22 protein-coding genes are annotated in these 25,597 nt (G+C 42.1%); 10 read left to right on the top strand and 12 right to left on the bottom strand.

Annotated features, from left to right (window positions below; all coding sequences use genetic code 11):
- Positions 1 to 268 precede the first annotated feature (268 nt).
- From DWU89_RS09905 to DWU89_RS09880, 6 genes are read left to right on the top strand one after another with little or no spacing between them, the layout of a single operon-like run.
- On the top strand, positions 269 to 1,228 hold the full coding sequence (locus tag DWU89_RS09905; protein ID WP_115499488.1) for a GNAT family N-acetyltransferase: 960 nt from the start codon (positions 269 to 271) through the stop codon (positions 1,226 to 1,228).
- A gap of 12 nt (positions 1,229 to 1,240) precedes the next feature.
- The gene (locus tag DWU89_RS09900; RefSeq protein ID WP_115499487.1) at positions 1,241 to 1,876 is read left to right on the top strand and encodes a PIG-L deacetylase family protein; all 636 of its coding nucleotides are present in this window, start codon (positions 1,241 to 1,243) and stop codon (positions 1,874 to 1,876) included.
- A gap of 14 nt (positions 1,877 to 1,890) precedes the next feature.
- Positions 1,891 to 3,207: a polysaccharide deacetylase family protein gene (locus DWU89_RS09895; RefSeq protein ID WP_115499486.1), complete on the top strand. Its 1,317-nt coding sequence runs from the start codon at positions 1,891 to 1,893 to the stop codon at positions 3,205 to 3,207.
- Positions 3,204 to 4,445: a glycosyltransferase gene (locus DWU89_RS09890; protein WP_115499485.1), complete on the top strand. Its 1,242-nt coding sequence runs from the start codon at positions 3,204 to 3,206 to the stop codon at positions 4,443 to 4,445. Before DWU89_RS09895 ends, DWU89_RS09890 begins: the two co-directional genes overlap by 4 nt.
- Before the next feature lie 5 nt (positions 4,446 to 4,450).
- Positions 4,451 to 5,578, top strand: coding sequence for a glycosyltransferase family protein (locus tag DWU89_RS09885; RefSeq protein ID WP_115499509.1), 1,128 nt, complete (start codon positions 4,451 to 4,453; stop codon positions 5,576 to 5,578).
- A gap of 16 nt (positions 5,579 to 5,594) precedes the next feature.
- Entirely contained in the window at positions 5,595 to 6,605 is a 1,011-nt protein-coding gene (locus DWU89_RS09880) for a methyltransferase domain-containing protein (protein WP_158543361.1), read from the top strand.
- Here the strand turns inward: DWU89_RS09880 and DWU89_RS09875 are convergent.
- Complete coding sequence (locus DWU89_RS09875) at positions 6,522 to 6,953, bottom strand: 2-amino-4-hydroxy-6-hydroxymethyldihydropteridine diphosphokinase (RefSeq protein ID WP_115499483.1); 432 nt, start codon at positions 6,951 to 6,953, stop codon at positions 6,522 to 6,524. The genes DWU89_RS09880 and DWU89_RS09875 overlap by 84 nt on opposite strands.
- Before the next feature lie 106 nt (positions 6,954 to 7,059).
- On the opposite strand from DWU89_RS09875, the gene feoB reads away from it, so the two are divergent.
- The 4 genes from feoB to DWU89_RS09850 all read left to right on the top strand — a co-directional run bounded on the left by feoB (position 7,060) and on the right by DWU89_RS09850 (position 13,160).
- Positions 7,060 to 9,540, top strand: coding sequence for a ferrous iron transport protein B (gene feoB, locus DWU89_RS09870; protein ID WP_115499482.1), 2,481 nt, complete (start codon positions 7,060 to 7,062; stop codon positions 9,538 to 9,540).
- 258 nt (positions 9,541 to 9,798) lie between these two features.
- The gene (locus DWU89_RS09860) at positions 9,799 to 10,896 is read left to right on the top strand and encodes a sialidase family protein (protein WP_115499480.1); all 1,098 of its coding nucleotides are present in this window, start codon (positions 9,799 to 9,801) and stop codon (positions 10,894 to 10,896) included.
- Positions 10,897 to 10,946: 50 nt separating this feature from the next.
- Complete coding sequence (locus DWU89_RS09855) at positions 10,947 to 12,098, top strand: glycosyltransferase family 4 protein (RefSeq protein ID WP_115499479.1); 1,152 nt, start codon at positions 10,947 to 10,949, stop codon at positions 12,096 to 12,098.
- Positions 12,099 to 12,122: 24 nt separating this feature from the next.
- Positions 12,123 to 13,160, top strand: a complete 1,038-nt coding sequence (locus tag DWU89_RS09850; protein WP_115499478.1) for a glycosyltransferase — start codon at positions 12,123 to 12,125, stop codon at positions 13,158 to 13,160.
- A 310-nt stretch (positions 13,161 to 13,470) separates the two neighbouring features.
- Here the strand turns inward: DWU89_RS09850 and DWU89_RS09845 are convergent, their stop codons facing one another.
- The 11 genes from DWU89_RS09845 to neuB form a co-directional block, all read right to left on the bottom strand.
- A complete protein-coding gene (locus DWU89_RS09845) occupies positions 13,471 to 14,562 on the bottom strand; it encodes a glycosyltransferase family 4 protein (RefSeq protein ID WP_115499477.1) in 1,092 nt (363 codons plus the stop codon).
- Positions 14,559 to 15,635: a radical SAM protein gene (locus tag DWU89_RS09840; RefSeq protein ID WP_115499476.1), complete on the bottom strand. Its 1,077-nt coding sequence runs from the start codon at positions 15,633 to 15,635 to the stop codon at positions 14,559 to 14,561. Before DWU89_RS09840 ends, DWU89_RS09845 begins: the two co-directional genes overlap by 4 nt.
- An 88-nt stretch (positions 15,636 to 15,723) precedes the next feature.
- A complete protein-coding gene (locus DWU89_RS09835; protein ID WP_115499475.1) occupies positions 15,724 to 16,905 on the bottom strand; it encodes a glycosyltransferase in 1,182 nt (393 codons plus the stop codon).
- A 5-nt stretch (positions 16,906 to 16,910) separates the two neighbouring features.
- Entirely contained in the window at positions 16,911 to 18,152 is a 1,242-nt protein-coding gene (locus tag DWU89_RS09830; RefSeq protein ID WP_115499474.1) for an O-antigen ligase family protein, read from the bottom strand.
- Between the two features lie 41 nt (positions 18,153 to 18,193).
- Complete coding sequence (locus tag DWU89_RS09825) at positions 18,194 to 19,246, bottom strand: acyltransferase family protein (protein ID WP_115499473.1); 1,053 nt, start codon at positions 19,244 to 19,246, stop codon at positions 18,194 to 18,196.
- A gap of 164 nt (positions 19,247 to 19,410) precedes the next feature.
- On the bottom strand, positions 19,411 to 20,415 hold the full coding sequence (locus DWU89_RS09820) for a glycosyltransferase family 52 (protein WP_115499472.1): 1,005 nt from the start codon (positions 20,413 to 20,415) through the stop codon (positions 19,411 to 19,413).
- A gap of 25 nt (positions 20,416 to 20,440) precedes the next feature.
- Positions 20,441 to 21,700, bottom strand: coding sequence for an oligosaccharide flippase family protein (locus DWU89_RS09815; protein WP_115499471.1), 1,260 nt, complete (start codon positions 21,698 to 21,700; stop codon positions 20,441 to 20,443).
- Between the two features lies 1 nt (position 21,701).
- Positions 21,702 to 22,388 (bottom strand): acylneuraminate cytidylyltransferase family protein, encoded by a 687-nt coding sequence (locus tag DWU89_RS09810; RefSeq protein WP_115499470.1) that lies wholly within the window; start codon positions 22,386 to 22,388, stop codon positions 21,702 to 21,704.
- 7 nt (positions 22,389 to 22,395) lie between these two features.
- Positions 22,396 to 23,436 carry a nucleotidyltransferase family protein gene (locus tag DWU89_RS09805; RefSeq protein ID WP_115499469.1) on the bottom strand — a complete coding sequence of 347 codons (1,041 nt, stop codon included), beginning with the start codon at positions 23,434 to 23,436 and terminating at the stop codon, positions 22,396 to 22,398.
- Position 23,437: 1 nt separating this feature from the next.
- The gene (gene neuC / locus DWU89_RS09800) at positions 23,438 to 24,592 is read right to left on the bottom strand and encodes a UDP-N-acetylglucosamine 2-epimerase (RefSeq protein ID WP_115499468.1); all 1,155 of its coding nucleotides are present in this window, start codon (positions 24,590 to 24,592) and stop codon (positions 23,438 to 23,440) included.
- Entirely contained in the window at positions 24,589 to 25,596 is a 1,008-nt protein-coding gene (gene neuB, locus DWU89_RS09795) for an N-acetylneuraminate synthase (protein WP_115499467.1), read from the bottom strand. Before neuB ends, neuC begins: the two co-directional genes overlap by 4 nt.
- Position 25,597: the final 1 nt, after the last annotated feature.

Genomic DNA, 25,597 nt, shown 5'->3' with positions numbered 1-25,597 from the left:
TCCCTGTTCCCGCACTCGATGCGGGATCGCAAAGGAACTACCGGTATCACAATCCTCAACAGAGCCGTCAGGCTCTACCTCCGGCCTAAGCCGGTGAGCGTTAAGCACAGTGACCGCAGTGAGCGCCCGGAGCGTCTGCTGTCTGAGCGAAGCGAGTTTCAGACGCGACAGCGAACGAAGGAAAACGGAGTAGCGAAGCGGGTTCGGCCTTGATCTTTTGGTTACTTTTGGATCAAGCCAAAAGTAACAGTTAAATCATACATTAAAAATGAAAGACAAATACCATCAACTTTGCAGCACTGAGAAAAGCATTCCTATTTTCTCTCGTGACTGGTGGCTCGATACGGTTTGCGGCAAAGACAGATGGGAGGTCTTGTTGGTGGAAGAAAAAGGGAAAATCATGGCAGCCATGCCGCTTTACATTCCGCAACGGAATATTATTTCGATGCCTTCCTGTACACAGACGATGGGTCCCTGGTTCGCACCCGAATCCGACGACACCAAATACACGAAGGCATTAGGCAGGCGGCAGGCTTTATGCAAACAATTACTGGAAAACTTGAAACCTTATCCGCATTTCCTGCAAAACTTCCATTATGATATTACCGATTGGCTGCCTTTCTATTGGGAGGGTTACCAACAAACTACGCGTTATACATACCTGCTGAAAGGTATTCAGGATGCAGACGCACTCCGGGAAAACATGAGTCCCAATATCCGCCGGAACATCACAAAAGCAAAAGACAAATATCATATCACTGTTAAGAGAGGTATTTCCATCGAAGAATTCTTGAAAGTACAGGCACAGACATTCGAACGTCAGCATACTACGAATAAGGAAGATACGGAAATACTGGTAAAACTGATCAACGTCTGTCGGGAACGAAACCAGGGAGACTTATGGGGAGGATACGACGATCAGGGACGTTTGCACGCAGCCGTTTTTATCGTCTGGCAAGAAAGTTCGGCTTGGTATCTGGCAGGCGGAGGCGATCCGGCATTACGGGAATCCGGTGCGCATAGCCTAATATTATGGGAATGTATCCGTTACGTCTCACAATTTACAGACATATTCGACTTTGAAGGATCCATGATACCAGGAGTCGAACGCTTTTTCCGAGAATTTGGTGCAATTCAAACGCCTTTCTTCACAATAACCAAAGGAAAACTAAGTTTATTAAATAGAGTCTATTTAAAAATGAAAAGAGTTATAACTCATAATTCATAAGTCAGAATTAGCATGTTAAACAGCTACAACAACATACTGGTCTTAGCCCCCCACACCGATGACGGGGAATTAGGATTGGGAGGAACGATAAGCAAATTGGTAGGATTGGGAAAGAAAGTAACCTATGTCGCTTTCTCTACCGCCCAACAGTCCGTTCCCGAAGGTTTCCCGAAGGATGTCCTGAAAACGGAAGTAAAAAAGGCAACCACTCTGTTAGGCATATTACCGGAAAATCTTATCATTTACAATTACGAAGTGCGCAAATTAGGATATGCCCGACAAGAAATACTGGAAGAACTGATCCGCCTCAAAAAAGCGAATAACTTTGATCTGGTCTTTATCCCGAGCCTGCACGACATCCACCAGGATCATACGACAATCGCCCAGGAAGGCTTGCGGGCTTTCAAAAACACAACCTTATTAGGCTACGAACTAATTTGGAACAATCTGACATTCAACACGCAATGCTTCGTCGAACTGAGCCGGGAACACATCCAGGCCAAAGTGAAAGCATTGAAAGCATACGAATCGCAGGGAGCACGCGACTATCTCTCCGAAGAGTTTATCTTTTCGCTGGCTAAGGCACGCGGCGTACAAGCCGGTTGCCCTTATGCCGAAGCGTTCGAAGTCGTTCGCCTGTTCCTGTAAACAGTAAATTGATCATGAGGGACTTTATCAAATACATCATCAAATTTCTGATCGGGGGAGAAAGAGCCGGTACGTTGAGCAGCCTGGTGGGCTACACTTCGGACCCGAACAAGTTCTCCCACTATCGCGTGGTCATCATCCCCTCTCCTTTCTTCCGGGATGAAGTCTACGGGACAGCCGAGTCCATGCCCGGACTGCCACTAAACGAAATTGAAGGTGTTCCCTTATTATTCGGTTCCCCAAAGGTGGAATGGTACGGCGATACATGGGTGGTGCATGCCGACATCGTTGCCAGCGCCTACTTCCTCCTGACACGATATGAAGAGATACGGAAACGGAATGTGCGGGACATACACGGCCGCTTCCCCGGAAAAGAGTCTTTACCCTATAAAGCCGGATTCATCCATCGCCCGATCGTTGATGAATACGGGAAACTGCTGCGCCGCTGGTTACGCCAGGCGCGCGTGCAATCGGCAACCGATCCGACCCCACAGATACAAAAAGTATGGCTGACACATGATGTGGACGCCCCTTTCTATTGCCGGACTTTCCGCAATCTGATACGGGAAACGGTCAAAGGCATCGGATTCGCACAAGCGTGGAAAATATTCTGCGGCCCGTTGCGGGAAGACCCGTTCTACACGTTTCCCTGGCTATTGGAACAAGGAAATGAACTGAAAAAGGCCATCAGTAAAGAACGTTGTAAATCTGTTTTCTTTATCAAATCGGGCGGATCATCCGTTTACGACAGGCCTTATTATAAATTGCATTCAAAAGAGCTGCAAGAGTTATTGCTCCTCTGCAAAGCTGAAAACGGCCGAATCGGCCTGCACGCCAGCTACGATGCCGGCAAGACCCCGGCGCTTATTGCTGCTGAAAAGGAACTGTTGGAGAAACAGGTCGGAGGAGCGGTTAACTACAACCGCCACCATTATCTGGCTTCATGCGAACCGGAAGATATGGACTGGTTGGAAAAAGCCGGAATAACAGACGATTTCACAATGGGTTATCCCGATGTGGCCGGTTTTCGTCTCGGAACCTGCCGCCCCGTACATTGGATCAATCCGGAAAACAAACGGATCTCGTCGCTCCTCCTCCACCCGCTGACCATTATGGAATGCAGCCTGAACGAACCGGTGTACATGAATCTCAGCTATGAGGAAGCCTTGGCCTACTCCCTACAATTGGCCGGACAAGTAGCAGAGAGCAACGGTGAGTTGGTTTTACTCTGGCATAACGATTCCATTACCGACCGAATCAAACCAAATGTTTCCGTCGACTGGCAACGCAAGCTATTTGCCGCCATCATTGAAGAACTAAAGAAAGCATGAAGATACTGATATTATGTGATATGTTTCCCCCCGCTTTCGGTCCTCGAATGGGGTATTTATGCAAATACATGAAACGGGCCGGATGGACTCCTGTCGTGGTCACCGAGCAGATCGACGACAAGACTTTTTCCTTCCTGCAAGGTGACATTCCGGTCACTTACATCAACTTTTTCCATTCGAAAGGAGGAATCCTGCGAAAACTGGAATGGATATTCGTGCTTATTCTGGACTTCCTTTTTCACTATAAAGATAAAAAGATAGCAAAAGCGGCTTCACGTTTACTGGAAGAGGGCGGTTACGACGGAATACTTTGCAGTACTTACCGGGCCTTTCCTCTACCGGCAGCCAAAGCACTGGCCGAGAAATACCATCTTCCGTTTGTTGCCGACTTGCGTGATATCATCGAGCAATATGCCGCTACCGAATATATTGCTCACAGCTTCCGGCTATTCCCCTGGCTGGATAAGAAAGTTACCACTGCTTTCCGTAACAAACTGCTACGGGACAGGAATGAAGCATTGAAGAAAGCGGATTGCGTCACGACCGTTTCCCCCTGGCACGTAGAGAAACTTAAGGCATACAACCTGCAAACGGAACTTATTTATAACGGCTACGATCCGGAAATCTTTTTTCCCGAACAACACCGGACATCCTGTTTCGTCATAACCTATACCGGCCGTCTGATCAGTCTGGCAACCCGTGACCCGCGCCTTCTCTTTGAAGCCATCGACCGGCTCGACCGGGAAAAGCGCATTTCACCGGAACAGTTCCGGATACAATGGTATGTCGATTCCGAATCGGCAACCATGATAAAGCAGGCGGCAGCATCCTATCCGATCGAACGGTACATGGATTTCTCCGATTATGTCCCGGCATCCGAGATCCCCGGCATCCTGAACCGCAGTTCTATTTTGCTGCAACTGGCCAATAAGTTTTCTTCCGATGGCCCCAAAGGTTTTATGACTACCAAACTTTTTGAAGCAATGGCTGTCGAGAAACCCTTGCTTTGCGTAAAGAGTGACGAAAGTTGCCTGGAATCCGCCATCAACAAAACCCATACCGGCTTAGCAGCCCGGACAGCAGATGAAGTTTACCAATTTATCTTGCAACACTATCTCTTCTGGCAGGAAAAGGGATATACGCACATAGAGGTGGACCGGGAAGCAATCGAACATTTCTCCCGTAAAAGACAAGCGGAGCAATTTATGCGTATCTTTACCCGCCTGAACAGCAAATGACAGACATGGAGAAATACCTGAACATAATCGCATTCAATATCCCCTGGCCGGCCAATTACGGGGGGATTATCGATGTGTACTATAAGATGAAGGCATTACGCCAGTGTGGTGTAAAAATCATCCTGCACTGCTTCGAATATGAACGGCCACATTCACCTGAATTGGAGGCGATGTGTGAAAAGGTATATTATTACAAACGACATACGGGATTACGTACCAACATCAGCCTGCTGCCCTACAATGTGTACAGCCGCAAAGAACCGCAATTGATCGCCAATCTGCTGAAAAACGATTACCCGATCCTGTTCGAAGGGCTTCATTGCTGTTATTACATGAGTGATCCCCGGCTGAAAAACCGGATAAAGATATATCGGGAAGCAAATATAGAGCATGATTATTACAATCATCTGGCACAAGCAGAAAGTCATCCGGTCCGGAAATGTTTCTTCCGGATAGAGGCTTGGCGCTTCAAACGATACCAAAAAGTAGTGAGACATGCCGACTTGGTGATCGCCGTATCGACAACCGACACGGATTATCTGCGCCGCCAGTTTCCGGACAAGCGGATCGAATTTATGCCTTGTTTTCACACGAATGACCGGATTACGGTAAAGCCCGGTTCATCCGATTTCATCCTGTATCACGGCAAGTTGTCGGTTATCGAAAACACGCAGGCTGCCCTGTTCCTGATCCAAAACGTATTCAGCAAACTGAATAACCGCTGTATTATCGCCGGTATGAATCCGCCCTCTTCCTTATTGAAAGCAGCCGCACCGTTCCCGAATATCCATATCGAAGCCAACCCGACGGAAGAACGGATGGGCGAACTGATACACGAAGCACAAGTGCATGCATTGGTTACTTTCCAGGCAACCGGCTTGAAGCTGAAACTGCTGAACAGCCTTTTTGCCGGACGGCATACGATGGTAAACAGCCTGATGGTAACCGGTAGCGGCCTGGAACAACTTTGCCATATAGCCAATACACCGGAGGAGATGATCCGTACCTGCGGGAAATTGATGCAGACGGAAATAAACCCGGAATCGGTCGAACAACGGAGCAACGCTCTGTATCCGACCTACTCCAATCAATATCAAGGCGAACGTCTAAACAACTTTATTTATGGAAATTGAAGAATTTAAAAATATAATGGAAAAGTTCATTGAGAAGGTACTCAATTATGATTTTAACAAATTGCCTATCAGTGACTACAATAAGCAATATCTTGCACACATAACGCCTGTTATATCCTATTATAAAGACATTTACATCAGGACTTTATTCATCAGTGTTTTAGCCCTCAAAAAAGACCATAAAGATTTGACTATAGTCGACTATGGGGGCGGATGTGGCTTTTTAAGTCTGCTACTGAAAGCTATCAATGTCAAACAAGTCATATATATCGACCGAAATCCGCAATCTGTTATCGCGGTCAGAGAGATCAGTCGTGCATTGGACCTGGCTGGACCGGACGTGATTATTTGCGGCGATTCCCCCGACCTGGTAAAGTGGTGTAAAGAGAATCAGGCAAAACCCGAACTGTTGATCGCGATCGACGTAATCGAACATATATACAATCTTCGCCGCTTCTTTGCAGACCTGACATCCATCAACGAAGAGCTGGGCATGGTATTCACAACCGGCTCCAATCCGATGAATATCCGGAAAAAGAGACAACTATATAAAGAGATGGATATGTATGAAAAAGGGAATATCATCACTCCCAATTATTACACCAAACGTTTGGAATTCATTACCCGGACCTATCCGGATATGCCGGCTGAGAAAGCCCGTGAATATGCCGCCCTCACACGGGGGATGATCTACGACGACATCAAATACTTCATACAATCAAACAATATGGAAGGAACAGGTTCGTACACAATTCCTTCCCTCCAAGACAAGCATAACACATGCGACCCGGAAACAGGCAATTATATGGAACGAATCCTTCCTTTTGAAGAATATGCCCAATACTTGCGGCCTCATGGTCATACTCTTGCTGTTTGTACCGGTCATTATTATACTTCCCGGAAGAATCCTTTGGCAAGAATGTTGGCCCGGATGGCGAACTTTCTACTCGACCATATTGATTTTTTCAGATACCGCCTCTCTCCTTATATCATTTTGGCCGGATTCAAAAGCAGAAGACACGAGTAATTGCACATACTCCTTTTCCCAGTCGGCAGGCTTCAATATTTCGTTATTCCAAAGGAGCAGGTCTATATCAATCGGGATCTGCCCCTTTTCCTTGCTATCCGGCATACGGCCCAAAACCTTTTCCATCTCCTTTAGAGATCGCCTCACCTCCTCCAGACAACAGTCTGTATAGGCTACAACCGCCTGATTCAGGAATAACCCCGAGGCAGGCAACCCGACAGGTTCCGTATAAACAGGCTCCGAGAAGTGTATCGGGCAGAAATATCCCCGCAACAACTCACCCGCCGAATGTATATTCGATTCGCAATCCCAATTGGACCCTAAACATAATATCGCTCTATTTCGCATAGTGTATATTAAAGCCTTTTCAAACGCAAAACTAACAAAAAATACCTACAATACGGTATTGACCATATTACCATTTCATACTACCTTTGCGCAAGATTAAAAAAAGATGAGATTATCGGAACTTCGCACAGGCGAAAAAGGGGTTATAGTCAAGGTAATGGGACGCGGAGCCTTCCGCAAACGCATTATCGAAATGGGATTTATCAGGGGGAAAGAAGTCGATGTCATACAAAACGCTCCACTTAAAGACCCAATCCACTATCGTGTAATGGGTTATGACGTCTCTTTAAGACGAAATGACGCAAAGATGATAGAGGTGGTCAGTGCTGCCGAATTTGCAGAAGCCGACACGCTTCAACCGGAAAACCGTTCGGCCGATTCCTATATCCTGCCATCCAACAAAAGCTTGCAGGCCATGGCCATGCACAAAGGAAAGACGATCAATGTCGCATTGGTGGGTAATCCCAATTGCGGCAAAACATCATTATTCAACTTTGCTTCCGGCGCGCACGAACATGTCGGAAACTACAGTGGCGTGACAGTCGATGCAAAAGCCGGAACATTCCATCAAAACGGATATACGTTTAAGATTGTAGACCTGCCGGGGACTTATTCGTTGTCGGCTTACACGCCGGAAGAACTTTACGTCCGCAAACATCTGAACGAAGAGCAGCCGGACGTAGTCATCAACGTAGTCGATGCATCCAACCTCGAACGCAACCTGTACCTGACCTGCCAACTGATCGACATGGATATGCGTATGGTAATCGCTCTCAATATGTACGACGAGCTGGAACGCCATGGCAATAAGTTCGATCATGAATCGCTCGCACGCATGATCGGTACTCCGATCGTCCCGACAGTCAGTAAAACCGGTTTTGGCATAGAAGATCTTTTTAATCGGGTTATCAAAGTGTATGAAGAGGAAGACCCGGTGCTCCGCCATATCCATATCAACTATGGCGATGTGTTGGAAAAGGCCATTTACAGTGTAAGACACGAATTGAAACTGAATGGGAACGTCTCAAAAAGCCTTTCCAAACGATACCTTTCTATCAAACTCCTTGAAGGCGATCCCGAAGTCGAATCGTTTGTAAAGGCATTACCCGGATCCGAAACCGTCATACAGGAACGTGACCGCTGCGCAGCACAGATCGAAGCGCTTCTGAAAGAAGACTGCGAAACAGCTTTCACGAACGCCCGTTACGGATTCATCTCCGGTGCGCTGCGCGAGACATACGAGCCAAACAAGATACATGAAGCAACCAGCACACAGATCATCGACCTTTTTGTCACCCACAAAGTCTTAGGTTTCCCGATCTTTATCCTCTTCATGTGGGTTATGTTTGAAGCGACTTTCCGTGTCGGCGAATACCCGATGGGATGGATCGAGTCGCTCGTAGGCTGGATCAGTGAGTTTGTACGAGGCAACATGAGCGAAGGACCGCTGAAAGACCTGTTGGTAGACGGCATAATCGGAGGTGTGGGAGGTGTTATCGTATTCCTGCCCAACATCCTGATACTCTATGCATTCATCTCCTTTATGGAAGATTCGGGCTACATGGCACGTGCCGCTTTCATCATGGATAAAATCATGCATAAGATGGGGCTGCACGGAAAATCGTTTATTCCGCTTGTAATGGGGTTCGGTTGTAACGTTCCGGCCATCATGGCATCCCGTACGATCGAAAGCCGGAATAGCCGGATGATAACCATGCTGGTCAATCCGTTAATGAGTTGTAGCGCCCGTCTTCCGGTTTACGTCCTTCTGACGGGAGCTTTCTTCCCACAAACGGCAGGAACAGTGATGTTAATCCTCTACTCTTCGGGTATCTTGCTGGCTGTCCTGATGGCGCGTTTATTCAAGCGTTTCCTTTTTAACGAGGAAGACGTGCCGTTCGTAATGGAGCTTCCCCCCTATCGTATGCCGACAGGAAAGTCTATCGTGATCCATATGTGGGAAAAAGCCAAACAATACTTGCATAAGATGGGAGGCATCATCCTGATCGCATCCATCCTCATCTGGTTCCTCGGCTATTTCCCGCGCCACTCGGAAGGCGGAGACATTTTCGACAAACAAATTGCAGAAATAGAACAAACCGAAACAAACGAGGAAAAGAGAACAGAAGCGATAGCCGAACTGGAACGTCTGAAGTCGATGGAGCATCAGCAAAATTCCTATATCGGACGTATCGGCCAAACGATACAGCCCATACTTCATCCGTTAGGCTTCGATTGGAAAATGAGCGTCAGCCTGCTGACTGGCATGGCAGCCAAGGAGGTTGTTGTCAGCACATTAAGCGTTTTATATACCGGAGAATCAGACGACGAACAGGTTCTTACCGAACGCCTGAAACAAGACCGGAATGCAGAGGGCGAACCTGTGTTCACGCCTCTGATCGCGTTGAGTTTCATGCTCTTTGTTCTGATCTATTTCCCCTGTATCGCAACCATTTCTGCGATAGTGAACGAATCGGGTTCCTGGAAATGGGGGCTCTTCGTGATTGCTTATACTTGTACGCTGGCATGGGTTGTCTCATGCCTTGTCTACCAGACAGGACATTTCTTTATGAATTTATTCGGATAAACAACAAAACATTTCACCATGTGGCAAGAAATAGCAATTATCATCATTGGTCTCATCGTCCTCTTGTATATAGGCAGGAAAATATACAAGCAGTTAGCCCATCCTCCCAAAGCCGGTGATCCGTGTTGCGGATGTACGGGATGTAACCTCAAGGATGTAAAAAAAATCAAGAATCAAAGGACATGTTAAAAATACTATAAGAGCAAGATTTATAGAGTAATTGTTATATCTTTACGAAACAATAATTAACGGTTCGATATGGCTAAGAATGTAAATTTCAACTGGATTTATTTTATCCTCGTTTGTTGTTTCATTAGTTGTTCTTCGGAAGAAATAGAAGAAGAAATCTTAACCTATGCATTAAAATCAGAATCACTATTTATCGAATCATCATTGGACATACCAAGAAGAAGCGAAGGGGATATTATACAGATCAGAGAAAATCTCCTTCTATTAGTGTACACAAAATTTCACGGAGATTTTTATGATCATAGCCCGGCAACGTTAGTTAAGCGTATTTCTACAGACAGAGGAAAAAGTTGGTCTGAGGAAACTGAATTTATAAACCGGGAAAATAGTTTAAACGTCATGTCGGCCTCCCTGTTGAAGTTAAGCAACAATACGATCGCCTTGTTCTATCTTGTAAAAAACAGTAATACGGATTGCTATCCTGTTGTCAGGTTTTCCAATGACGACGCTGAAACCTGGTCTGAGCCGATAGCATGTATCAAGCCGGAAAGTGGATATTTCGTAATGAATAATAGCCGGGCAATTCAATTATCGACGGGAAGAATTGTAATCCCTGTATCCAAACATTCTTTTAAGGATGGAGTATTTCAAGGGAACGGCACAATCTACTGTTACTATTCTGATGACTTAGGAAAAACCTGGCATCAAGGTAACTCTGTTCCTTTTGCTCAAAAAGGTTTGATTTTTCAAGAACCGGGAATCATAGAATTGCTAAATGGAAATGTCCTGATGTATATCAGGACAAATTGGGGATGGCAATACTATTCATATTCGAAAGACAAAGGGTATTCCTGGAGCAAAGTAACATCCAGTACCCTCCAATCACCTTTGTCGCCAGCTTCAATTGCCAGAAATCCATACACGGATGCTCTTGTCGCTGTTTGGAATATGAGTAATGAAGAGCGGATGCCTCTCTGTGTTGCAGGATCTATGGATGAAGGCCAAAGCTGGAAAAGAAAGTCCATCCTTGAAAATAAAAAAGGATATTCAGCTTGTTATCCTGCCATTGAATTTTTATCAGCAAATGAAATGCTTATCTTATATAGTATAGCTGAAAAGGAAAAAATGGGGCTGGGCAGCTTAAAATTGGTGTATACAAAATATTAAGCAGATATGTCAAAACTAAAGATACACCATTCTATTTAAATTATCGTATCATGAAAATTGTATATTGTATTTCCGACCATTCACGGGCTGGAGGAACAGAACGAACACTCTCCATCCAAGCAAATCATTTTGCAGAACATGGACATGACGTACATATTGTGACAACAGAGATTCCTCAACGGGAAAAGCCGGCATTCGAATTCTCCGATAAAATTAATTTCCATAATCTCAACATATGTTACGAGGCAGTTAATAACTCCATGTCTCCGGTGAAGATATGGAATCGGATACGGAAAGGAAAGGAGCATAAACGCAAGTTAAATGAACTCTTGCATGTATTGCGACCGGATTTTACAATCTCCCTATTTGATCACGAACTCTCTTTTCTTCACTCGTTAAAAGACGGAAGCCTGAAAATATTGCAATATCATTTTTCCCGCTATTCGCGTGCTATTGAACTCAAATATAACGGAGCCCCTACATATCAGAAGTGGTTTGCTTTAACGAAAGAATGGCGTAAACAATCATTTATCAACCATTATGATGCATTTGTAGTATTGACAAAAGAAGATGCGAAAGATTGGAAAAATATCCGAAATCTACATGTAATCACCAATGCAATATCCTTCATACCTGAAAAAAGTTCCACTTGCCTGAACAAACAAGTAATCAGCGTAGGACGGCTAACCGTGCAAAAAGGATATGACATGCTACTGGAAGCTTGGAACAAAGTGGTTCAAAAGCATCCGGACTGGCAGCTTGCCATCTATGGACAAGGGGAAGATTACGGAAAATTACAATCAATTATCCAGCAATATGCGATTGGCGATTCCGTACATATTTTTCCACCGACACGTGACATTGCCGACAAGTACTTGAATGCCTCTATTTATGTAATGAGTTCTCGCTACGAAGGTTTTCCAATGGTTCTACCGGAAGCAATGGCATGCGGTTTGCCATGCATAAGCTTTGCGGCACCTTGTGGTCCTTCAGAAATTATATCACAGGGAGAAGATGGCTTTATTACACCGGTCGGTGATATTCAAGCTTTATCAGAAAAGCTGTCTCTTCTTATGGGTGACGAGCCTCTCCGTTGCCGGATGGGAGAAAAAGCCAGATCCAACATCATGCGCTATTCCGTTGAACAGGTCATGGGACAATGGGAGAATTTATTTAATAAACTATTGAATTCCAAGTCGTAATAAATAATCATAAGCATTAAGAGTATGAAATGTATTTTATTTGTTGATTGTGATAGAGAAGAAGTACAAACCTTTTCAGAAGCCATCTCTTCTGTTTTGAAAGAAGATTGCACAATCAAAGTTGCACGCAGTGATTATGGACAAAAAAATAAACTTATCAATATATTCCGCTATATCAAATACTTTATGGCTCCCTTACTATTCTTTTTAAGTAGGGAAAAATGCGACCTGTTGTTGGGATGGCAACAATTTTATGCTTTAAACATGGCTTTCTATTGCAGACTGTTTAAAGTCAAGAAATCCACTAAAATCGTTGCTCTGAATTTCACTTACAAAAGAAAGAAAGGATTCTTAGGTTCCATTTACTATAAATACATGAAGTACTGCGTAGATAATATCTATTTGGATTTTATGCATGTGCCAAGCTATAACTATGTTGAAAGCTGTAGCGAAGAACTGGGTGTCGATAAAAGCAAATTCATCGTAAGAGGGTTTGGTGTTCCTGACTTATTTGATAATTGGAAACAATCAAAGGTCGATTGTTCCGACTATAGTTTGACTATTGGACGCTCAAACAGGGATTTCGATTTTCTGGTATCGGTTTGGGGTACTCCCTGTCTGGAAAAACACAGATTGGTAATTATCAGTGATACCTACATTCCTAAAAAGGAATTGCCCAAGAATATCATCTTAAGGAACGATATCACAGGAGATGAACAATTTCCTTGGATTGCCAATGCTGATTTGGTAATAATCCCGATTAACGATGGAACTATATGCTCCGGAGACACCGTCTTGCTTAATAGCATGATGTTGAAAAGAACCACTATTGTTACAACGCCAAGCACATTGCAAGAGATGTACATAAAAGATGGATATAACGGTGTCGCAATCGCAAAAGATATAGATTTATTTGCACAACAGGTATGTGAGTTTCTATCAGATGATAAGAGACGAAATGAGATAGGTGAAAATGCGAGAAAAATGTATTTGGAAAATTTTTCCCGATATGCTATGGGAAGACAGATTGCCGAGTTTTTAAAGAAGCACCTCGGATATTAAGTTTATACAGATGCAGTTCCAAGAAAAAATGAATCAATAACGGGTAAACATCGGTCCTCTATTGCATGTTACGGCTGTATTCCTTTCATGTCACAACTGTCTTCCTTCTATGTTACAATTGGATTTCTTTCGTTTCACGGCTGTGACATGAATAGCGGGTAGGTATGGAGGAGGCACACATTCCGCATCGTTCATTCTATCTGCCGGGTTATTCATTCCTTTACGGCACTATAGCCCCATGAAGTACTGCAATACCATTTTACAACCGGTCCTGACGAGTCAGGACCTTCACGCTTGCTGACACAGCCCTTTATTTTGTCAAATAGACCTTCTCTGTCTCTTTTGCGATATTATCCCAATCGTATTTTGACAGATCATATGTCTGATTCGTCTGTCCATTGTTCAACAAATCCTTAATATGATGCATCATATCTTCTATATCATCCAATTTGAAATAATTCTTTTCCGGCAAACCGACAGCTTTGTTTGCCGGAATATCACTGACCAATACTTTTTGCCGGCAGGCCATTGCCTCTAACAAGGTGATCGGCAAACCTTCATGAGAAGAAGGAAGGACAAACAATGCTGCATGTTTATATAATTGATACAACTTTTCCCCCTTGACAATGCCCGGAATGATTACTTCATTCTCAAGGGCGAATGTCTTGAGAAAATGTGCATACGATGTAGGATAATCCGTATCCCCGGCAATTATTAATTTATAATCTTTAAGATGAAGTTTTATATATGCCTCAATCAGTTTGTCAAATCTTTTTTCTTCCACAAACCGGCCGACTGCCAATATATATTTACCGGGAGATAAATGGATACTATCCAAATAATCCGTAGAATCAGTGATTCCATCAAAAGACGTAATTCCATTAAAGATAAGGTGTACCCGCTTTACCCGCTTATATTTTTCTTTCAGAATATCCGAAATAACAGTGGATATGGATATAATATCCTTTGCCCCCATTGCAGCAAAACGTTCCCCTAACCGAAGTATGAATTTTGCAAATATTCCCCATTTGTCCCGATCATAATCCGGACCGTGATGCGTCATAACAACCCGGAGGCCCAACAGCCTGGCCAAAGGGATCATAACAGAAGGGCCTATTGCCTGAACGTGAAGAATGTCTGCACGCACTTTTTTGGCATACAAAATACCGAAGGCGGTATGAACAGCGGCTTCCAAGCCCGATATGGAAGGGCTTGGAATATCCTTGAATTTAACACCTCTATATTCAGAGCGGGGAGGATTCTCTTTCACAAAGTTCTTCCTTCTGACCACTATGATTTCATGTCCCATCTTTGCTATTCTGGGAAATAACTCCTCACAATGTGTCTCTACTCCACCTTGTATATTAGGAAAGCCTCTTAGCCCGACGACCACTATTCTCATAATTTTTCTTTTAAAGAACCTTGCTCCGGATCCTGACCCACATCATACCATTTCTTCTCCAAACACAAAGGCTTATTCAACAGGCTATTCATTTTGTTCTTTATAACCCATTGCAACGGATAGCGAATATACTTTTTCATAACAGGAGACGCAGTACCTACCATCCAGCAGTTTTTAGGACATTTGCGAACTTGTTCTCTGACTCTTTGAGCCTGTTCGCTTTGCCAGATTTCCTGAAAATCAGTCACATTACGGATATTCCCCATACTTTCTTTCCAATACTTCTCTTCAAGGCCATTGCATGGATACACCTCGCCGTAAGGATCGACAAAGAAGTTAACCAAACCAGCCTCACAAGGCAGCATTCTCCGGTTTCCTTCGATATAATTGATCAATCCGTTATTAAAAAATGCCCTGAACCAGGATTTGGGAGACGACTCTTGCATCTGCAAAGAAATAAGTTTCTCAAAATTGGAAATAACCTCCGTCTTATTGGTTATGACATTGTCATACTTGTGAAAATAGTATGAATTATGAAACGCAGCCGTAGCAAATTCAAGATTCAATTGTTTGGCCAAATGATATAAGGATAGCATATCCTCAGAATTATTATTCGATACGGTTATGCCAAATCCGATATCCTTAACCCCCATTTCACGTAATGCAAGAAGCGTTCTCAGGCCTTTATCAAATCCACCTTTACGGCCTCTCAATTCATCATTCTTCTGAGATAATCCTTCAATGCTTATCCTGACACCTATATTCGGATATTTTTCAGCCAATTTGATAACACGGTCTTCAAACCAGCCGGATGTAGAAATAACCACACGCGGCGACTTCTTGAAAAGGACTTCTACAATTTCATCCAGGTCTTCCCGTATGAAAGGCTCTCCTCCTGTAATATTGACAAACTTCACATTAGGCAACAGTTCCAATTCCTTTGGCTGGATTTCTTTACTTTTCTCCGTAGGATTCTGCCAAATGTCACACATTTTACACTGCATGGGGCACCGATAGGTTGTAATGATACACATATCGGTGGGACTTTGTATTTTACTTTGTTGATTAGTCATTTGCTTTTATTGTTTCTTTCTTACAAAACGAAGATAATCTATTCTGTATTGTAAGACAAGTTAATTAAAAAAACTTCTTGTGTACAGTTTATAAACCATACACTTTTATGAGATGCTCATAATATGTTTCTGCGCTTAATTTTTTTTGTGCTCTCTCTGCAATAGCCTGGTAGTCAAAGGAAGCATTGAACATCTCGGTTATTTTCCCTGATAAATCAGAAACGTTCCGACTTTCAAAATGCATACCGTTTACATTTTCTTCTATCAGTTCCGGAATCGCACCAATGCGTGCTCCCAATATCGGAGTTCCTACACATTCCGCTTCTATGATTACAAGTCCTAAAACTTCATACCATTCCGAAGGAACAACTATAAAACGAGCTTTACTTACAATCGTTTTTACTTCCTCCCATGATTTAAAGCCCAAAAAGTCAATCGGTGCATCCTTATTTACCTTAGCAGCCAGTTCGTCTTTCAAAGGGCCATCTCCTACGATTTTTAATTTATATGGCAACTGATTGGCTGCTTCTATTAAAGTCGTAACTCCCTTTTCGGAAGACAAACGTCCGACATAACAATAGTAGTCCTCTTTGTTATAATCAACATTCACGTATTTCTTTTTATCCACAAAATGATAGAGCTGGGTAATCTTTGAAGAGGAAAATCCTCCTGACTTCATTTTTCCCAACATGAACTGGCTCGGAGCAATAAACTGGTCCGTACATTTCTCCAGCCTGTCCCGGTTCCATTTCCTGGCTTCCAGATACGCAATAGAACTCGCTATATATGAATGTTTAAGACATTTATATTTTACCACATTATGCAGATTATCCAAACACTGTTCGCAAATCGTTCCATTTTGTAAACAGTCATAACGAGGACAAAGCAATTTATAATCATGCAATGTCCAAAAGACTTTGATTCCCCGGCTATGCGCCAGTTCCGCAATAACAGGAGAAAGCTGCGAATGAATATTATTCAAATGGACAATATCCGGTTTGAAGTCATCCAATAAGGCATTGAATTTTTGTATGACATCAGCCGTTCCGAATGGACGCATAACCGCTTTAAAAGAGCTCACTCCCATCCCGAACTTAACCTCTTCCGGAAAATATTTATTCCATGGCGTTTGCAATGTCTCCGGATGCTGCATGGCAAAAACCGCGACATCATGACCATGGGATTGTAATAATCCAACCAAGTCGATCGTATAAATACAATCTCCCCCTCTTGGATAATAGAATTTATTCGCTACAAGTATTCTTGCCATAAGAATTATTTTGAGGACAATATTTTTTTATTCTTATCTTGCGCTACTATATGCCTTATGTCTGAGAACAAAAGCCCCAAGAGCACCATCATAAATAATCCACGATTGTGTGTTATTGTAGAATCGGTAGTACATTCGATCATGAAAAAGAGAATAATCATCAACGCCATTAATGCCTCTTTATACGCAAATTTATGGCTCCTCAATGCTTTTAGCGCCAAGTTTCCCCAAAACAGGAAAAATAAACAAATACCGACATATCCAAACTGAGCCAATGCCGGATAATATGTATCTGCGATAAAAGAGCCAAAATGTTTACTTAATCCATATATTCCATCCATCCCATAGTGATTATATAATGGCGAATAATATACACTGGACGCGTAAGTCGCATAAGATCCGAATCCGGACCCAAAAGGGAAATAGTCGGACAAAATATCAGGCGCATAGAAATAGAGTGCCGCCCGTGCAATAGAGTCTTGTATCTTTTCATCATCACCCAAAAAGTCTCCTCCGCTAATAAAATAGATATTCATCTTTTTGTAAGTAAAAAATAAAACCAGTGCAAGGACAATAGAGCACAAAATGATATTTTTTATATTCAGCTTAAACTTAAATGACGGCTTTACAAATAGGATCATTGCAACACAAATAATAAAGAATCCATAAAATTTGGAACGCTCGGATAATAATCCGACCACCATCAATAATATAAATATTGCTTTATCCCTTTGGGTGAAGTCACTGCAATACAGATACAAAAGACTGATAATCGAAACTGAAGTCGCCAACCGGGATGGATGCATCGATATGTAATTAAGATTGGTTGGAGATATTTGATATGCAATTCCCACCCCTAACAGGTAAATGCCAAGAACAATACATATTTCGCATATCAATTTCTTGTAGGTTGGAGATACTACAGGTTTGATTGCATAAACACAGAAAAAGCCGAGATAGGGTTTGTATTGTACGACAAAATCAGTAATTATAGCGGCTTTGCTATTACTCCCTATATAAAAAGAATAGCACAGATAAAAAAGAAAGACAGCCGTAGTCACCAAAAACATCTTGTTTACTTCCCAATGCGGAGTGGAAAAAACATATTTGAGAAATAAGACAAACAGCAATAAAGAACACAGCTCATCCGTGTAATCAAATCCAATTGTATCATACAGAATCACTCCGAATATGAGAGTGAATATTAGTAACCGGCTAAAGTTTTTATTTATAAAGTCTTGTACCATTATATCCAGTTTGTTACAAAAACGTTTTTCTTATCTATTTATTATGCTTTACGCCCTATTTCTTTGGCTCTTAACAACGAAACAAGCCGTTTTGCAATCTCATGAACCAGCCAACTGAAAAGAACCGTCATAACAACCGAGAGGATGAGAAAGGTTCCGCTCCTTAACGATGGACAGAAATAGGCCAATATCCCCATTATAAGCCCATGCGATAAATAAATCTCAAAAGATATATCGCCCAGGAATCTCCCTACTCTATTGCCGAAAATTCTTTTTTGAGAGACCAAAAACAAAAGAGTAATTATAGATATGCCAAGAAGCACTTTCAACAGATACTCTCCATAAAACCAATCGGTTTTGAACTTCAGATAAAGTAAGCCCAGGAGAGCGCTCAAGAACGAAAAGGCTATAATTTTGACAAGCCGTTGCGCATTGAACCAAGTTAAAGCCCGAGGGAAAAAGCGATATAACAACAATCCCCATACCAGCCCATAGCGTTCATAGCACCATCCCGAAACATTTGCGCCATCACCTCCTTCGCTAAAATAAAGATACAGGCTCGAACCTACTACGCCAGCAATAAGCAAACCGTCCGTAATCCAAGTCTTCTCCACCTTTAACCATTTGCCAAGCATCATCACACAATAGAATAACAAACAATATTGAAGTAAAACCTTTACATATCCATTGATTTCAACAAGGACAGCTAAACTCTTATTATTCAAGATTCCCATTTGATATGCGAACGCAAACAAATTAATCAGAAAACAGGGTATAAGAAGGCTCACCAACCTGTTCCGCCAAAAATGCTTTAAATATCCGGGCTTCCCTTCCACACTTAACTGCATGCCATAAGCAGAAATGAAAAAGAATAAAGTAACTGCGACATAAGCAAAACTTCCGACACCGTCCTGAAGGGGATTCTGATAGGACGGATCTACATGTACGAGCAGTACCACAATCGCACACAAACCCTTCAATGTATTTGTATAATCTTTAGAGAAGAAATTCTTCTCATCACCACTTCTACTTTGCCACAAAGCCGCGAATAACAAAAACAAAAGGATCAACGAGGTTAATAAAATATCGTACATAATGCTATGATAGTTGTTTTAATCTCTTTGCCAAAAGAATGATTTATATTTAGAGCGCCTCCACTTTCGTCTTAAACAGCAATGATTCGATTACTGCCTGTTGACAAATGTACTACTTTATCGGGACTCCCGCAACAAAAGCAACGACTCTTTAGGATTGGAAATCATTTATTACCTTTCAAATTCCCGATCTGAATATCTCCATATTTTTCCAATAGTCCCGGATGCACGGCATGACCGGAAAAATGAATCTTAACAGTTGGAGGCAGTAAAAGTACTGCGGTTGAACTTATTGTATAGGCATCCTTAAACCGCACACCTAATAACGTCAACAGTTCCATCGGTATCGGTTTATCAAATACACACACACCGGGAAAAGCGGTCTTATAATCAACCATATCACGAGGATGTCTCTTGATGAGAAGTTTGTCTTTGTCCACATTCTCCAGCATCTTACGATAAATACCAATGAGCTCGTCAAGCGTTATTTCATCTGCAAAGGGCTGTGTGAAAAGAACTGTATCTTTCTGAGAAAGCTCTTTCAGCATCGCAAAGTCAATGGAAAAAAGACAGCAAATCCGCCCTTTTTCACTTTCCTCCAAAGCGTCCCACATCTGAGGCAGATCGATAAGAATTGCTTTTTGTTTTAATTCTTCCGGAATACTTTTCATTCCTGTCAGGATAACCTTCTCCGCATAGGAGGATTTACCTAACGGCCTCTTTGTCGACAATGGGCCAAATAAGAGATTCCTGATTAAAAGTTCGATACCCGAATACTCGACAAATCCAAAAGGATTATCACAATAATTGCCCATGCCATCCTCCAAGACAGTCATTTTTCTATTTCCGGTCAAGGAGGGGGTAAAACAAAGATGGTCATGCCCATATAAATCAGCTGATGATAAAAAAGGCCACTTAAAAGGGGCGACCAATCTCAACTTCAGACGAAGCCAAAGCCTTGATATAAAGTTACGCTTTGGGAAATCTTTGGAAGGGATGTAATAATGGTTAGGGAACCTATTTCTTATCGAGGCATCGATCCCATCCGAAAAGAAGAAAAATGTATGATCCGTTTCTTCTTTACTACTGATCAACAAATAAATAAACAATGAATAAACCGTATCGACTATACAAACCCTCGAAAAACGGGGGGTAGAATATTTATGCATAGAATATTATATTAAATTCAACAAATCATATCAGTTTATATATACGACGACTGTATAAAAATACGCCTAAAGTAATCATCATGTTTACAATCATCGTTACATAAGCCGTGTACATCACCGAATACCGCGTTAGCAACACGGATAGCAGCACATGAAAGAGAGACATTGAAAATGTTATATACATTAGTTTTTTTGTCTTCTTATAATAGAACAGATAATTCACAAACAAATAATATACACATTGGAAAAAAGCGCCCATGCATAACGGGAACAGATAGGGTACTGCATCTTTATATTTAGGAACAAATACCGGTATAAAGATAGAAGTTCCGACATAAACACATAATGTAACAATTGCAAAAAACAAAGTCATGACTTTAGTCTGCTTCAATAAACGGCTGGATGTATCCGCCTCTATATTGGCAAGGTTCTTATATATATATACCGAGTTTGTCGCATTAAAAGCCAAGCCTATAATCTGAATAATATTAGCAAAATTATAAGCGAAGCTGTATATTCCGACTTGGGCAGCCATATAAAAGTAATTAATCACATACCGATCCAAGCCTTGACGAATCCAGGCGGAAGCGCTATGAGGGATCAATGGGATACCGAAAGCCAAAGCAGACTTTACGGTTTCTTTATTTGGTATCAGCCTTTGGAGATAGCCCCTTCTTATCAGGAAATAGATACTGACGAAAAAGAACAGCATACTGACGGCAACCTGTGCGTACACTCGTCCCAACCACCCCCAATGGAAGCCAATAACCAGAATTAAAGTCAAGATAAAGTTTGCAAGAACTGTTGAGACACTATATATTCCATAGGAAAGAGGATTTTCTTCCAAACGCCAAATATCCAGATTAACAGTGGAAAAGACTTGCATATAGCAAACCAACAGCCCCAACCATTGATACTCAGCAGACAATCCGATTATCCGTTCAAAAAAAGAGGAAAAGGACAAGAGCAGTAATGAAAAAACAAGAAATGAAGCGGAAGACAGGCATAAAACCGTACTTAACATCCGCCGAAGTTGCGTTTTCTCTGCAGAAAAAAAATCGACAGCGATAATACCCGTCGCATTCAATGAAATAAAAATAGCCAACAATGTCACAAACGTATTAAACAGGTTCAGCTCCCCATATTCGGAAGGGGGGATAAAGCTGGCTAATACCAATAACAGTAAGAAGCCGATGCCACTATTCAGAAAAGAGAAGAAAGCGAATAACGTTCCGTTCCTGAACAATGTATTAGTCCGTATCTTATTTATCAAAGCAAAAGACATGCTACTTTCCTTTATTCATTACAGCTTCCAGATACATCCAATCTGTAAGGGTATCTAAATCGACTGACATATCCAGTGGCATAACATATTTACGTATTTTCTTAAAACTATCGAAATACCCCTTACGCAATGATTCTACATTAAAAACATAAATAGCCCCGTTAAACATCCAGACAGAAGGAGTATCCTGGCGTCTTCTAAAAGCGCCATCGCCCTTTGAGATACGAAGATACCCATCCCTGTTTTCCTCGAATAAATTATAATATGGATTTTGAGGGGATTCGCATACGGAAACAACGGCATCAACAGATTTATCATATAACCCGATAGCTTCCGTTACCTGCCGGGCAGTCCGCAGTGGAGAAGTCGGTTGCAAAAGGACTACCGCATCATAGTGAACCCCTAAGTTCTCATAAAAATCGATTGCATGCAAAATGACCTCGTATGTACCGGCTGAATCTGTCGCAAGATAATCAGGTCTTTTAAACGGAACTGCCAGACCATAAGATGTAACAACCCGTATAATTTCATCGTCGTCGGTCGAGACACAGATATTACTGTCGTCCGTCAACTGACGGGCCACATCAATCGAATAGGCAATTAAAGGCTTTCCCGATAACTGTTTTATATTTTTATGAGGAATACCTTTACTTCCCCCTCTCGCCGGTATCAAATACAACAATCTCATTATTCAATTATAAATGGTTTACTAATTCCTGAGCTTTATCAAAATCTTCAAACTTACCGATATCCAGCCAATAGCCGGTAATAGGATAACGTATGACTTTATAGCCCTTCGAGATTAACAGATTAAGGAAATCCGTCGCATCAAAAAACGTATTTGAAGGAATAAGTTCCAATAAATCTTTCTTTATCAAGTATATGCCTGCATTAGCATAATAATTGAATGTCGGCTTTTCTTTTATGCCTCTAATCTCCCGCCCTTCCAAATCAAATATCCCATACGGAACCGAAACAGAGTAAGGCACTGCAGCCACAGACATATCAGCCTGATGCTCTGAAAAATGAGAGAAGAAATCTTCGTAATTTATATTTGTAAATAAATCCGAATTCATCACCAATACCGTATCATGATGAAAATGTTCTACAAACCTGATCGACCCTATCGTTCCTAAATACTGTGGTTCGCGAACACAACGTATGTTGGAATCCACACGGGATTCGGCTATATACGACTCAATCTGTTCCTTTAAATAATTTACGGTTATTGAAATATGATCGACACCGTATTCGATCAAACGATCTATATTATAATCGATAATCGGTTTATTGCCAACCTTCAACAATGGCTTGGGGACTGTCTCCGTCAACGGACGTAAACGCAATCCTTTTCCTCCCGCCATTAAAACCGCATCTACCGGTAAAATAGACTTCTGTTTCTGAAGGTTATATATTTTAATTATATGCTTATCACAATCCAAATAGGGCAATAAGACTATCTTCTTCGATTTTAGCGTTTTTATTTCATCAATAGAAATATTGCCATATTGTAAATAATGGAAATTTCGATTCATGGCCAAAGAAACAGGAGCATCCAATGTAACCCCTTTAATCAGGCACCGGCGAATATCTCCATCTGTCAACGAACCGACCATTCTCCCCTGACCGTCTACGACAAACAGAGTTAAGATATCATTGGATAGTTGATTCAATGAAACTAAAGCCTCCCCGATATTTAGATTTTCATCTATAATATATTTTGAGTTTGCATCCATATTACAAATTATAAAATGATTTTTGAATCAGGTTTTCCAATGGATAAGTTTTCAACTGAGAAACAATCATGTCTGTAGTCCCCTCCTTTTCATACGGATTACTCCGCAATTTTGAAGCTGATTGAATAGTTTCAGAGAAAATTAATCTAAAACCCTGTTCTATTTCTTCCGTCGACGTTCCGCAGTGCACCACGCTTTTTGCAGCAATACGCCCCTTTTGACGGTCTCCGATATCCAGAGTCGGTATTCCGAAACTCGAAACTTCCAAAATGCCGCTCGAAGAATTACCAATCGCAGCAGAGACATATTTCAATGCGGAAAGATAACGAAGCTTGCCTAAAGACTTAAAAGCGATTGCCCGGTCTTCATTCTTTGCTACAAAATCTTTTATGCAGTCTATTATGACACGCCCGTCCGTATCCGAATTCGGGAGTGTAAAAAGAATCCGATATTCCGGATGCCTTGCCAAGACTTCCAACAAATTGTCGCATTGTTCCCGCGCCGTACACGTTTCCAAAGTCACGGGATGGAACGTGACAAGCAGAGACTTGTCGCCTAATTTAAAACCCAAACTATTCTCCAATTCCTCTTTCGAAAGGAAAGAACCTTTTTTTATATTTTCAACTCCGATAGCCCCTACATTAAACACCCGATCCGGGCTTTCTCCCAACTGGATCACCCTTTTCCGATATTCTTCCGTCGATGTGAAATGCAAATGGCTCATCTTGGTAATCGCATGGCGGATCGCATCGTCATAGGCGCCTTCCGTAATCTCCCCTCCGTGCAGGTGGGCCACAGGAATCTTAAAAAACAAGGCAGCAGAAACGGCTGCCAATATTTCATACCGATCGCCCAAAACAACAATCAAGTCAGGACGCAAGTCTTCATAGGCATCGGCAAAACCAATCATGCCTAACCCTACGGATTTAGCCGTGGCACTCGATGTATCCGACGAAAGCAGCATCTCAACCCGTTTATCGATAACAAAACCGTCTTTCTCGATTTCTTTGTATGTCAAGCCAAATTCAGGAGAAAGGTGCATATTGGTTGCGATGACCTGTAGTTTTAAATCTTCAGATTCATCTATTTGCTTCATAAGGCCACTTAGTAAACCATACTCAGCCCGACTGCCGGTTATAACGCATATCTTTCTCATAATTCTATCAGATCATCCGGTTCATATATTCTTGTCGCCGCTTTCCCTAACACATCCAACCATTTCATGGGAGAAATGCCGTTTCCCGGACGTTTTACAGTCAGATTCTGTTCTGTAAAAATCTCACCTTTCTCTATTTTGGAGGCAGCAACAATGCTTTTCCGGGCAACTTCTATATTTTTAGCTTCCGAAGGGCTTACCCGTTTTTCAGCATCCCCTAAAGCTTTTTCTATATTCCGAATCGATGAAACCATTCTCTTCAGTTCATCCGGCTCCAAAGAGGCTTTATGATCCGGTCCCTCTAAGTTCCGGTCCAAAGTAAAATGTTTTTCTATGACAGAAGCCCCTAATGCGACAGCTGCGACAGGTACCTCTATACCTCTTGTATGATCGGAATATCCGACTTTGACATGAAATCTCGCGGCTATAGACTGCATAGCCCGCAAATTCACATCTTCCATAGGAGTCGGATATTCTGTATTGCAATGTAACACTATTATATCGTCATGCCGGACACCATTTTCCACCAGGACAGCCAACGCTTCTTCTATTTCCCGGTATCCGCTCATTCCAGAAGACAGGATTACAGGTTCTCCTATTCGGGCAATCTTCCTTAAATAAGGATAGTTAGTAATTTCTCCCGAAGGAATTTTCCACAATCCCAAATGAAGTTCTGCAAGAAAATCGATACTTTCCAAATCAAAAGCAGTAGAGAAAAACTTCACTCCTTTCTTTGTACAATAGTCTGTCAAGATCAAATGCTGTTCCCGGGTAAGTTCCAGTTGCTTCAGCATCTGGTATTGGGAATTGTTGCCATCATGCAGGTTTCTTTGTTGATACTCAGCTTTGACAGCGCTCTTTGAAACCAGTGACTCAGCTTTAAAGGTTTGAAACTTAACATAATCCACTCCTGCCTCTGCCGCCACATCAATCAACTGTTTCGCCATTTCAAGCGAGCCGTTATGATTTACACCTGCTTCTGCTATAACAAGAGTATGCTTCATA

The sequence above is a fragment of the Parabacteroides acidifaciens genome (assembly GCF_003363715.1).
Classification (GTDB): domain Bacteria; phylum Bacteroidota; class Bacteroidia; order Bacteroidales; family Tannerellaceae; genus Parabacteroides; species Parabacteroides acidifaciens.
Note: the sequence above shows the minus strand (reverse complement) of the source record. Positions and strands in the feature narration are given on the sequence as shown.